This window comes from Gordonia sp. HS-NH1 (genome assembly GCF_001418765.1).
GTDB lineage: Bacteria > Actinomycetota > Actinomycetes > Mycobacteriales > Mycobacteriaceae > Gordonia.
Genome location: NZ_LIYC01000046.1, coordinates 26,416 through 37,664, shown reverse-complemented (window position 1 = coordinate 37,664; position 11,249 = coordinate 26,416). Strand labels below are relative to the sequence as shown.

Genomic DNA, 11,249 nt, shown 5'->3' with positions numbered 1-11,249 from the left:
GGTTGCGGGGCATTTCTCATACCCAGCTCAACTCAGGTGATGCACGTCGGCGAGTCCGTAGACGGGTGTCGGAATGCCCTCGTATCGGGCCTTCAACTGGAGCGCCAGGTAGAGCGAATAGTGCCGTGACTGATGGAGATTTCCCCCGTGGAACCACAGGCCCGGCTGCTGGGTGGGCTTCCACATGTTCCGCTGCTCGCCCTCCCAGGGCCCTGGGTCCTTGGTCGTCTCGGATCCGAGCCCCCACACCTTGCCGACGCGGTCGGCGACCTCCTGACCCATCAGATCGGCGGCCCAGCCGTTCATCGATCCGTAGCCGGTCGCGTAGACGACGACGTCGGCCTCGATCTCGGTGCCGTCGGCGAGTACCACGGCGTTGGCGGTGAGGTGGTCGAGCTGACCGTGGACGAGCTTGATCGTCCCGTCGGCGATGAGTTCGCTGGCACCGACGTCGATGTAGTAACCGGACCCGCGGCGTAGGTACTTCATGAAGAGTCCGGAGTCGTCGTCGCCGAAGTCGAGTCGGAAGCCTGCCGCCTCCAGTCGGTCGTAGAAGTCCTTGTCCTGCTCGCGGATCTGGTCGTATACGGGTACTTGGAACTGGTGCATGATCCGGTAGGGCAGTGACGCGAAGGTCAGATCGGCCTTCTTGGTCGTCATCCCGGAAGCAACCGCCTCCTCGCTGTAGAGCGAGCCGAGGGCGATCGACCGCAGCGAGTCGGACTTCACGATGTGGGTCGAGGAACGCTGCACCATCGTCGCGTCGACGCCGTTGTCCACCAGAGCTTTACAGATGTCGTGTGCGGAGTTGTTCGAGCCGATGACGACGACCTTCTTGCCGACATAACCGTCGGGCCCGGGGTGCGCGCTCGAGTGGTGCTGCTCGCCGGCGAACACATCCTGCCCGGGGACCGACGGGACCGCGGGCTTGCCGGACATTCCCGTCGCGAGCACCAGTTGCGTCGGATGAAGTGTGAGGCGCTCTCCATCGCGGTCGACCTCGACGGTCCAGCGGGCCTCCGCGTCGTCGTAAGCCGCGGACAGGCATGTGGTCTTGCTCCAGTACGGAACCTCCATGACCCTGGTGTAGAACTCCAGCCAGTCACCGATCTTGTCCTTCGGTGCGAAGACCGGCCAGTTGCTGGGGAACGGCAGGTACGGCAGGTGGTCGTACCAGACCGGGTCGTGCAGGCACAGCGACTTGTACCGTTTGCGCCACTGATCCCCGGGACGTTCGTGCCGGTCGACCACGATCGAGGGCACGCCCAGCTGGCGAAGTCTCGCACCGAGCGCTATGCCGCCCTGCCCGCCGCCGATGACCAGGACGTACGGCTGCGTGGTTCGACCGAGTGCCAGGTCCTCGTCGGCCTTCTTCTCCGCCCAGGAACGGGTGTCGGGGTCGGAACCGTGCACGGCGCCGAGCGGGCGGTTCGGGCCGGCCGGCTCCTCGTGGCCCTTGAGCTCCTGCATAGTCGTCAGCAGCGTCCAGGCCTTGTCCTCCCCGCCGACGTCCTCTCCGCCGACGTCCGGACCGCCGACGCTGCGACGGATGCGCAGGTGTCCTTCACAGCGTCCGACGGCGGTCTCGAACGCGATGAACGCCGAGACCACCCCGTCGCCGTCGTCGGTGGCCGGTTCGGTGGTGGTGAAGTTCGACGGCCGGGTGTCGGCGAGACGAGCGGTCAGCATGTCGGCTATCTGCTCGTGCCCTTCGACTGTCTTGATGTTCCACGTGAACGCCGTGAGGTCACGCCAGTAGCTGTCGGTCAGAAAGGCGTTCGTGGCCCGCGCGATGTCGAGCGCGCCGAGCGCGGACTCGAACTCGCGCAGCCAGGTCTCGATCCGCTGCTGGGGGGTGCGATCGAGCGGGACGACCGGTTCCAGTGTCTGGGTCATGATGCCTCCTCAGGCCTCAGGCGTGTGCCCGCGATCGTGATGTGTAACACAGCGGGTTGTGGACAGCAGACGCCCCGGCGCCGGGTGGCGGCAAGGGTTGCAGGGGGTTGCGAGGGGTGCGCAGCGTTGTCGTTGTATGTGACGTGACGCACAATCAAGGGGATGAACGCTTACGAGTCGGTCTCCGACCTGGAGCCCGCGATGCACGCCGGTGACGATCCTCGCGAGTTCGCGTCCGTTCTCAGCGCGGTTCACGACGCCGCGATGTCGGGCGGGCGCATGCCGGCGCGTCCGCGCGGCGTCATCGACGACTCGTGGCAGCGGCTCCGTCGTGCCGGCCTGGACCCGGACGTGGCCTGCGTCAGCGAACGGACCCTGCGGCTCGACGAGCTGGAGGATCGGCGCCGACGCTCCGGCCTCGCCGAAGTCGTCGACGAGCTGGCTCGCGGCCTCGACTCGCTGATCGCCGACGGTGACAACATCCTGGTCGTCTCGGATGCGGACGGGCACGTGCTGTGGCGCAGCGGGTCGTCGAAGGTGCTCACGCGCGCGGACGATCTCGGATTCGTCGAGGGTGCGGACTGGGCCGAGGGTTCGGTGGGGACCAACGCGATCGGTACGGCACTGATGTCCGGTCGTTCGGTTCAGGTGTTCTCGGCCGAGCACTTCGTGCGGAGCCACCATTCGTGGACCTGCACCGGTGCGCCGATCAAGGACCCACGGACCGGCGAGACGTTGGGTGTCGTCGATGTCAGCGGTCCGGCCGCCACGATCCATCCGACCACTCTGGCGCTCGTGCATGCGGTCGCCCGTCTCGCCGAGTCGCAACTCCGCGAGAGCCACCACCGCCGTCTGGACTCGCTGCGGGCGGTTGCCGCGCCGATCCTCGCGCGGATGCCGGGCCCGGCGCTGGCGGTCGACACCGACGGCTGGGTCGCGGCGGTGGACACCGTGTCTCCCCGATCGAGGCTCATCCTGCCACCGCGCCTCGGGCCCGGCCGGATCTTCGTGAACGCGCTCGGCGAGTGCGACGTCGAGGCGCTACCCGGTGGGTGGTTGGTACGAGTCGCGGAGACGTCGCACTCGCCGACCACCAGGGTGGTCCTGCGGGTGCCGGGTGGCGGCAACGTCGAGGTCACCGTCGAAGGCGCCAGTGGTGCGTGGACGCACCGGTGTTCGCCGCGCCACGGTGACATACTCACCTTCCTGGCGCGCCATCCCGAGGGCGTCACCGCGGCCCGGATGTCGACTCATCTGTTCGGTGTCGACGACCGCACGGTCACGGTCCGTGCCGAGATGTCCCGTCTGCGCAGGCACTTCGGCGGTCTGCTCGTCGCGGGACCGTACCGCTTCGTCGACGGGGTCGACGTCGAGGTGCTCGACGCGAACGACTGATCGCCACGGGGTCAGTCGTACTCGGCGACCACCAGACCGCGGTCGAAGGCGTACACGATCGCCGCCGCGCGGTCGCGCAGGTCGAGTTTCGTGAAGATGTGATTGACGTGGCTCTTGACCGTCACCAGCGAGATGCCGAGGGACGCACCGATTTCCGCATTCGTCCGGCCACGGGCGATCAGCCGCAGCACGTCGGTCTCGCGGTCGGTGAGCCCGGGGGCGGTGGTCACCTGCTCGCGGCCCGATCGTCGAAAACCCTGGAGCACCCGTTCGGTGACCGCGGGGTCGAGGAACGCCCCGTCGCGAACCACGGCGCGGACCGCCCAGATCAGCGCCTCGGCCGGCGAGTCCTTGAGGATGAACCCGGCCGCTCCGGCGCGCAGGGCCCGCGACAGGAGTACGTCGTCGTCGAAGGTGGTCAGGACCAGCACCGGTGGCGGTACCCGCAGCGTACGGACCATCTCGGTGGCGGTGATGCCGTCGACATTGCGCATCCGCAGGTCCATCAGGACGATGTCGGGTCGGTGCTCGGCGATCCCGGCGAGGACTTCGGACCCGTCTGCGCACTCACCCACGATGTCGAAGCCGTCGCGCGGACGGAGGATGCGACGCAATCCGGTGCGGATGAGTTCCTGGTCGTCGACGAGCAGGACCCTGATCGGGTCGGCCGGGGCCTCCGCCGGTCCGCTGGTCGTCATACGGGCACCCCGTCGGCGATCGACCGGGCGGGCAACGTCGCACGCACCGACCACGTGCCGGCGCGATGGGAGGTGTCCAGGGTGCCGCCGAGCAGTCTCGCGCGCTGGGTCATCCCCTCGATGCCGGTCCCGTCGCCTTGTCGTGGACGGCCCTGGGCCGCGGGGTTCTCGACCGTCAGTGCGACCGCATCGGACACCGACAGCGAGACGGACGCGCGCTTGCCCGCCGAGTGTTTGACGACGTTCGCCAACGACTCCTGGGCGATGCGGTACAGCGCCGCGCCGACCGGCCGCGGGAGCTCGGTGACGTCGCCGGCGACGGTGAAGTCGACGTCCACTCCGGCCTTGCGGTAGTCCTCGACCAGCCGGACCAGATCGTCGGCACCCGGCGACGGGGACGTCGTTCCCGCGGGTCCGGCTGTCCCCAGCACATGGACGATGGCGCGGATCTCGGTCATGGCCTGCCGGCCCTGGCGTTCGGCGTCGGAGAGCGCATCCAGGGCCTCCTCGACGTCGCGATCCTGTTCGAGGGCCCGCCGGGCGCCGGTGACGTTGAGCATCGTGATCGACAGGGAGTGCGCGATGACGTCGTGGATCTCGCGTGCGATCCGGCGTCGTTCGTCGCCGGCAGCGCGGTCGGCTCGCTCGGCGAGCACGCGAGCCCGTTGTCGGCCAGTCGTTTCTGGATCAGCACCATGTAGCCGATCAGCCATCCGCAGGCGACGCCGAGCGCGTAGAGCGCCGGTGAGTCGAGGCCGCCGAAGGCGCCGAACCAGACGATGACCGCGATGCACACGACCATCACGGCGATGCCGGTGAACAGGGGATACATCGCGGCCGCGATCGCCGCCATGAGGACGAGTTGCAGTGGTGCGGCGTCGGTCGGCGTCGGGATCATCAGAAAACAGACCGAACTGGTGATGATGCCGAAGCACGCGTACGAGGTCGGCGGCAGCGACAGATCCATCACCAGCGTCACCGCCGCGAGCACCAGGGCCGCGATCACCCACCAGACCTGCTCGAACGGAATGCGTTGCGCTGTGGACACCACGGTGACCACCAGGCTCGACGACAGGATGACGGCGGGATACAGCGGGGGATAGTCGCCGCCGGCCCGTTCGATGCGGCGCTGCAGCCCTGCGCCTGCGTTCGCTGTGAAGCCCGTCACCGTTCCAGGATAGTTCCGCGTCGCAGCCGAACGTCCGCCCGACGGTGGATTCCGATCTCCACCCTGGGGTGGAGTACGGGTCAACCCGCGGGATGGCGACGCGGATCTGTTGCCTCCATAGCGTTGTGAGCAGCTGATATCGCTGACCCAGGAGGACACGATGATGACGCTGAGGACACGACCCCGGCGATGGGAGACTCTCGAAACCCGGGAATTGCCAACCACTCTCGCCTCGATGACCACGTTCCGGGAGGTACGCGACGCCACGGCGAGCAGCCGCGGAGGGCTCGGCCACCCGGTCGTCGTCGGCGTCGACGGTGGCGACGCCTCGTTGCAGGCGGTGAAGGTCGCGGCTCGCCTGCTGGGCGACTCCGGCGACCTGATCCTGATCTGCGCCACCCGCGGCCGCCGGAAGGAAGCGAGCACAACCCTCCACGACGCCCTCAAGGGCGAGTCCTACCTGCTCTCCGGACAGGCGCGGGTCGACGAGTGCCTGCGGACCGCGGCCGAGCTCGCGAGATGGCACGGTGCGCGGACGGTGTCGACCAGAAGCGAGGTCGGCGACCCGACGGCGGTCCTGCATCGGGCCGCGCAACGCGTCGGGGCAGGGACCGTCGTCCTCGGAAGGGGCGGCGCCCGCCCGGGCTGGACCGCCCGCCGCCTCGCCGGACGACTGGACGACGACCGCACCCTCATCGTCACCGACGGGTCGCTCCATCTCCGCCGGCGGTCCGGGCTCACCGAGCACCCGCGCGGCATCGGATGGAATCTCCGCTGGCCGACGCCGGCGCCGGGACCTGCGTAGCACCACCCACATGACACGATGTCCGCATGCACATCACCGACGAGGCGAGGCTGCGGGAGATCGTCGGCGAACCGGCTGCCGTGGTTCGCGACAAGGTCAGGCCGACGCTGTCCGACATCGACCGGGCATGGCTTGCCGCCTCACCCGTGGTGTTCCTGGCCACCGCCGACGCCCACGGACGCGTCGATGTCTCGCCCAAGGGCGACCCCGCCGGCAAGGTGGTGCACATCATCGACGACACCCGCATCGCGATTCCGGAACGTCCCGGGAACAGGCGCGTCGACGGCTATCTGAACATCCTGCGCAACCCGCACGCCGGCACCATCTTCGTCGTCCCCGGCCGCAACGACACCCTCCGGGTCAACGGGGCCGCCCGCGTCGTCGACGACGGTGACTACTTCGACGCCCTGGCGGTCAAGGGAAAGCGTCCGATCCTGGCGGTGGAGATCGACGTCGACGAAGTCTTCTACCACTGCTCCAAGGCGTTCCTGCGTGCGGATCTGTGGAAACCGGAGACCTGGACTCCCCGCACGCTGCCCACGGTGGCCGCCATCACCAGGATGGTCATGCCCGAACTCGAGGTCCCGCTGGTCGACGACCGCGAGACCGACGAGCAGTACCGCAAGTACCTGTACTGACCGTTCGCCGCGAGCCGACGGCCGGTCGGCGCGGGACCGCAGATCACGTGTCGTGGCGGCGATCACACCGATACCCTCGAAGGGCGATGCGGCACCCTGCAGCGGTTTCGGGTGCGGGCCACGACGAGACGGCGAAGGGAAGGCCATGGGCAGCTACAGCGAGGCGTTCACACAGGCGAGCGATGATCGTGAGGCGTTCTGGCTCTCCGCCGCGGAAGCGGTGGACTGGCACACCCCGCCGACCACGGCGCTCGACGATTCCGACGCCCCGTTCTACCGCTGGTTTCCCGGCGCCACGCTGAACACCTGTCACAACGCGCTCGATCGGCATCTCGCTGACGGCAACGACGGGCGGACGGCGCTGATCTGGGACTCGGCCATGACCGGGGAGCGACGGCACTACACCTATGCGGCGCTGCTCGATGTGGTCTCCAGATTCGCCGGAGTGCTGACTGCACAGGGTGTCTCGGCCGGAGACCGCGTGGTCATCTACATGCCGATGATCCCGGAGGCCGCCATCGCGATGCTCGCGTGCGCGCGGATCGGTGCGGTGCATTCGGTGGTGTTCGGTGGGTTCGCCGCCCGGGAGCTCGCCACGCGCATCGATGATGCCGAGCCCGTCGCCGTCGTCACGGCGTCGGGAGGCCTGGAACCGGGACGCACGGTCGAGTATCTGCCGATGGTGGCGAAGGCCATCGAGATGTCGGCGACACCGCCGCGCACCGTCATCGTCAAGGATCGTCCGGAGATCACCGGCAGCGCCGCCGATCACGCCGGCTGGCTGGACTGGGATGAGGTCACCGACACCGCCGAACCGGTCGACCCGGTACCGGTCGCCGCGACCGATCCCCTTTACATCCTCTACACCTCGGGAACCACCGGGAAGCCCAAGGGAGTCGTCCGCGACAACGGCGGGCACGCGGTCGCGTTGACCTGGTCGATGACGAACATCTACGACATCGCCGCGGGTGACGTGTGGTGGACGGCGTCGGACGTCGGATGGGTCGTCGGGCACTCCTACATCGTCTACGCGCCGCTCTTCGTGGGGGCGACGACGGTGATGTACGAGGGCAAACCGGTCGGCACCCCCGACGCCGGCGCGTTCTGGCGGGTCATCGCCGATCACGGTGTCAAGGCCCTGTTCACCGCGCCGACGGCGATCCGCGCGATCCGCAAGGCGGACCCAGAAGCCACCGAACTCGCGAAGTACGACACGTCGTCCCTGCAGACCTTGTTCGCAGCCGGCGAGCGCCTCGACCCCGACACGTTCGCCTGGGCGTCCGACGTCCTCGGGGTCCCGGTCGTCGACCATTGGTGGCAGACCGAGACCGGCTGGGCGATCGCGGCGAATCTCCGTGGGCTCGAGCCGATGCCGATCAAGGCGGGTTCGCCGACGGTGCCCGTGCCCGGATATCGGGTGGGCGTCGTCGACGCCGAGGGCAACACGCTCGGAGCGGGGGAGGAGGGCAACATCGTCATCAGCCTGCCGCTGCCGCCCGGGACCCTCGCCGGCTTGTGGCGCGACGAGGAGCGTTACCGCAAGTCGTATCTGTCGGCATTCGACGGCTACTACCTGACCGGCGACTCCGGCTACGTCGACGCGGACGGATACGTGTTCGTCCTGGGTCGTTCCGACGATGTGATCAACGTTGCCGGACACCGGCTCTCGACCGGCAGCATCGAAGCGGTGGTGGCGTCGCATCCGGCCGTCGCCGAGTGTGCGGTCATCGGCATCCGGGACGACCTCAAGGGGCAGCGCCCCAGCGGTTACGTGGTGCTCAAGTCCGGTGTCGACATCGAGGCCGAGACATTGCGAAGCGAACTGGTGTCCCTGGTACGCAACGAGATCGGGGCGGTGGCCACCTTCCGGGACGTCACCGTCGTGCCGGCGCTGCCCAAGACGCGGTCGGGCAAGATCCTGCGGAAGACCATGCGGCAGATCGCGGATCATGAAGAGTACACAGTGCCCTCGACCATCGAGGACCCCGACGTGCTGACGGCGCTGGCCGATCAGCTCAGGGGCTGAGCATGCTCGACGCCTTGATACGCAACGCGATCCGGCTCGTACCGTTCGTCGGGATCGTCGGCACGATCATCACCACGCTCATCGACGCGTTCACCCCCGGCGGTGACCTGGGCCGGGATCTGCTCGAGAATTCGGTGCTGTGGATGATCGGTGTCCAGGGATGGATGACCGGGTGCGGCCACATGTTCGTCGGTGAGCCGATCGCGGAGTCCATCGGGTGGCCACCGAAGACCCCGTGGCAGTGGGAGGTCGGGCTCGCCAGCCTCGCGACGGGTGTGTTGGGCGTGATCGCGTCGGGCTTCGGCGACGAATTCACCCTGGCCACCATCATCGCGTTCTCGGTGTTCTACCTGGGTGCCGCGGTGGGTCATGTGCGGGAGATGGTGATCCACCGGAACTTCAAGGCGGGCAACGCCGGCCCCATCTTCTTCTTCGACGTGCTGGTCCCGATCTATCTGATCGTGTTGTATGTGATCGTCGTGTAGCGGAGACTTGGCGCGTGCACCGAGACGAGCACCGCGAACTCCCCGTCGATCCCGACGAACGTCCGCTGCACCTCCGGGTGCATGCGCTCGCCTGGGTCTTCGCCGGGGGACTCGTCGGCACCGGCGTGCGGTACTGGGCCGAGGGAGCGTTTCCCGCCCAGCAGGGACACTGGCCGTGGGCGACGTTCGGGGTCAACATCATCGGCGCGTTCGTCCTGGGGGCGCTGCTGGAATTGCTTGCGCGGCTCGGCCACGACGAGGGATGGCGCCAGCGGATACGACTGTTCGGCGGCACCGGCATCTGTGGCGCGCTGACCACTTACAGCACGTTCGCGCTGGAGATCACCGAACTGACACGGGCGTCGGCGGTGGTGACCGCGTTGTCCTACGCGGTCGTCAGCGTGGTCCTCGGTCTCGCTGCGGCGGCGTGCGGGATCGCGCTCGCCTCCCGGGTGGCGCGGGCGTGATCGCGCTGGCCGTCATGGTGGCGGGTGCGCTGGGCGCGGTCTCCCGGTTCGTCGTCGACGGAGCGGTCAGAAACCGATGGCCGACGACGACGCCCTGGGGCACGTTCGCGATCAACGTCAGCGGCTCCGCGTTGCTGGGGCTGCTCGCCGGCCTCGTTGTCTTTCACGGGGCGCCACACGAGTGGCAGGTGATCGCCGGAACCGGGTTCTGCGGTGGCTACACGACTTTCAGCACGGCCGCGTTCGAGACGGTGCGGCTGGCGCAGCGGGAGGAGCGGTGGAGGTCCGGGGCATATGCGGTCGGAACGCTCGTCGCGTCGGTGACCGCGTGCGCGACGGGCATGTGGGTCGTCTGGCTCGCCTGACAGCCGGTTCGCGCCAACGGCTCGGCCCCGCGGCGAGAGTGTCGTCGCGGGGCCGAGAGGCGTTGTGTGTCAGCCGATCACTTGAGTTCGGCGCTGCTCTTGTTCAGCACACGCCGCGCAATGATCAGGTTCTGGATCTGCTGGGTTCCCTCGAAGATGTCGAGGATCTTGGAGTCACGGGCCCACTTCTCCACGAGCAGCCGCTCCGAGTACCCGAGGGTGCCGGTCAGTTCGACGACCTTGTTGGTGACGTCGGTGGCGGTGCGTCCGGCCTTGGCCTTCGACATCGACGCCTCGGTGGAGTTCGGCTGCTTGTTGTCGGCCATCCACGCCGCCCGCATCGTGTGCAGGTACGCGGCCTCGAAATCGGCTTCCATCCGCAGGAATTCGGCCGCGGCGGCATGCTGGTCGGCGGCGGGCCGATCGTAGTCGACCTCGATGCCGGCCTCGTCGAGAATCCGGCGCAGCTCCTCGAGCGCGGCGCGGGTCACACCCACGGCCATGCCGGCCACCAGCGGACGGGTGTTGTCGAAGGTCTGCATGACCCCGCCGAACCCCTTCTTGGTGTCGACCTCGGGTGAGCCGAGCAGGTTCTCCTTCGGGATGCGGCAGTTCTCGAAGCGGATCGCGGCGGTGTCGGAGACCTTGATCCCGAGCTTGTGCTCGAGACGTTCGACGGTGACGCCCGGATGGGTGCGGGGAACCACGAAGCTCTTGATGGCGGCCCGGCCGGCGCTCTTGTCGACCGTCGCCCAGACGACGATGTGGGTTGCGCGCGACCCCGCGGTCACGTAGATCTTCTCGCCGTTGATGACGTACTCGTCGCCGTCGAGCGTGGCCGTGGTGGAGACGGCGGCCGAGTCGGAACCGAAACCGGGCTCGGTGATGGCCATCGCGGCCCACACCTTGCCGAATCGTTCGAGCTGTTCGTCGGTGGCGACCGCGGCGATCGCCGAGTTGCCGAGTCCCTGGTAGGGGATGCTCAGCATGAGACCGACGTCGCCCCAAGAGGTTTCGATCACGTTGACCACGGACTGCATGTTGCCGCCGTTGACCACCGCGCCGTCGGACTTCGGCTTCTCCTTCTTCTGCTGGCTACGACCGCCGTCGGCGCCCGCACCGGCCTGGCCGGTCTCGGACAGGCCGTCGTACAGGCTTGCCAGGGTGTCGAGCTCGACGGGGTAATCGTGCTCGCGCAGGTCGTACTTGCGGGAGATGGGCCGGAATATCTCCGCCGCCGCCTGATGGGCCTGGTCGACGGTGACGTTCAGCTTCTTCGGGAGTTCGAGATTGATGCTCATGAGAG

General features: G+C 68.1%; 10 protein-coding genes and 1 pseudogene. 7 read left to right on the top strand and 4 right to left on the bottom strand.

Annotation, left to right across the window (positions count from 1 at the left end):
- Positions 1-27: 27 nt before the first annotated feature.
- Entirely contained in the window at positions 28-1,896 is a 1,869-nt protein-coding gene (locus AMD30_RS21410) for a flavin-containing monooxygenase (protein WP_055477012.1), read from the bottom strand.
- Positions 1,897-2,058: 162 nt separating this feature from the next.
- On the opposite strand from AMD30_RS21410, the gene AMD30_RS21405 reads away from it, so the two are divergent.
- The gene (locus AMD30_RS21405; protein WP_055477011.1) at positions 2,059-3,291 is read left to right on the top strand and encodes a helix-turn-helix domain-containing protein; all 1,233 of its coding nucleotides are present in this window, start codon (positions 2,059-2,061) and stop codon (positions 3,289-3,291) included.
- Positions 3,292-3,302: 11 nt separating this feature from the next.
- Here the strand turns inward: AMD30_RS21405 and AMD30_RS21400 are convergent, their stop codons facing one another.
- The gene (locus AMD30_RS21400; RefSeq protein WP_055477010.1) at positions 3,303-3,989 is read right to left on the bottom strand and encodes a response regulator; all 687 of its coding nucleotides are present in this window, start codon (positions 3,987-3,989) and stop codon (positions 3,303-3,305) included.
- Positions 3,986-5,157 (bottom strand): annotated as a pseudogene (locus tag AMD30_RS21395) (sensor histidine kinase). The gene AMD30_RS21400 and the pseudogene AMD30_RS21395 overlap by 4 nt, the downstream one beginning before the upstream one ends.
- 235 nt (positions 5,158-5,392) lie before the next feature.
- Here AMD30_RS21395 and AMD30_RS21390 point away from each other — a divergent pair.
- The 6 genes from AMD30_RS21390 to crcB (AMD30_RS21365) all read left to right on the top strand — a co-directional run bounded on the left by AMD30_RS21390 (position 5,393) and on the right by crcB (AMD30_RS21365) (position 9,943).
- Entirely contained in the window at positions 5,393-5,962 is a 570-nt protein-coding gene (locus AMD30_RS21390) for a universal stress protein (protein ID WP_231632813.1), read from the top strand.
- Positions 5,963-5,988: 26 nt separating this feature from the next.
- On the top strand, positions 5,989-6,600 hold the full coding sequence (locus AMD30_RS21385; protein ID WP_055477008.1) for an MSMEG_1061 family FMN-dependent PPOX-type flavoprotein: 612 nt from the start codon (positions 5,989-5,991) through the stop codon (positions 6,598-6,600).
- Between the two features lie 145 nt (positions 6,601-6,745).
- Entirely contained in the window at positions 6,746-8,626 is a 1,881-nt protein-coding gene (locus AMD30_RS21380) for a propionyl-CoA synthetase (RefSeq protein WP_055477007.1), read from the top strand.
- A gap of 2 nt (positions 8,627-8,628) precedes the next feature.
- Complete coding sequence (locus AMD30_RS21375; RefSeq protein WP_010844514.1) at positions 8,629-9,111, top strand: DUF6790 family protein; 483 nt, start codon at positions 8,629-8,631, stop codon at positions 9,109-9,111.
- 14 nt (positions 9,112-9,125) lie between these two features.
- The gene (gene crcB, locus AMD30_RS21370; RefSeq protein WP_010844513.1) at positions 9,126-9,578 is read left to right on the top strand and encodes a fluoride efflux transporter CrcB; all 453 of its coding nucleotides are present in this window, start codon (positions 9,126-9,128) and stop codon (positions 9,576-9,578) included.
- A complete protein-coding gene (crcB, locus tag AMD30_RS21365; RefSeq protein WP_197282826.1) occupies positions 9,575-9,943 on the top strand; it encodes a fluoride efflux transporter CrcB in 369 nt (122 codons plus the stop codon). Before crcB (AMD30_RS21370) ends, crcB (AMD30_RS21365) begins: the two co-directional genes overlap by 4 nt.
- 77 nt (positions 9,944-10,020) lie before the next feature.
- Here the strand turns inward: crcB (AMD30_RS21365) and AMD30_RS21360 are convergent, their stop codons facing one another.
- Positions 10,021-11,244, bottom strand: a complete 1,224-nt coding sequence (locus tag AMD30_RS21360) for an acyl-CoA dehydrogenase family protein (protein ID WP_010844511.1) — start codon at positions 11,242-11,244, stop codon at positions 10,021-10,023.
- Between the last annotated feature and the right edge of the window lie 5 nt (positions 11,245-11,249).

Excerpts from the sequence above, each read along its gene's own strand:
- AMD30_RS21360 (WP_010844511.1), bottom strand. The coding sequence starts at position 11,244 with ATGAGCATCAATCTCGAACTCCCGAAGAAGCTGAACGTCACCGTCGAC.
- AMD30_RS21400 (WP_055477010.1), bottom strand. The coding sequence starts at position 3,989 with ATGACGACCAGCGGACCGGCGGAGGCCCCGGCCGACCCGATCAGGGTC.
- AMD30_RS21380 (WP_055477007.1), top strand. The coding sequence starts at position 6,746 with ATGGGCAGCTACAGCGAGGCGTTCACACAGGCGAGCGATGATCGTGAG.
- AMD30_RS21375 (WP_010844514.1), top strand. The coding sequence starts at position 8,629 with ATGCTCGACGCCTTGATACGCAACGCGATCCGGCTCGTACCGTTCGTC.
- AMD30_RS21405 (WP_055477011.1), top strand. The coding sequence starts at position 2,059 with ATGAACGCTTACGAGTCGGTCTCCGACCTGGAGCCCGCGATGCACGCC.
- AMD30_RS21385 (WP_055477008.1), top strand. The coding sequence starts at position 5,989 with ATGCACATCACCGACGAGGCGAGGCTGCGGGAGATCGTCGGCGAACCG.
- AMD30_RS21390 (WP_231632813.1), top strand. The coding sequence starts at position 5,393 with ATGACCACGTTCCGGGAGGTACGCGACGCCACGGCGAGCAGCCGCGGA.
- AMD30_RS21410 (WP_055477012.1), bottom strand. The coding sequence starts at position 1,896 with ATGACCCAGACACTGGAACCGGTCGTCCCGCTCGATCGCACCCCCCAG.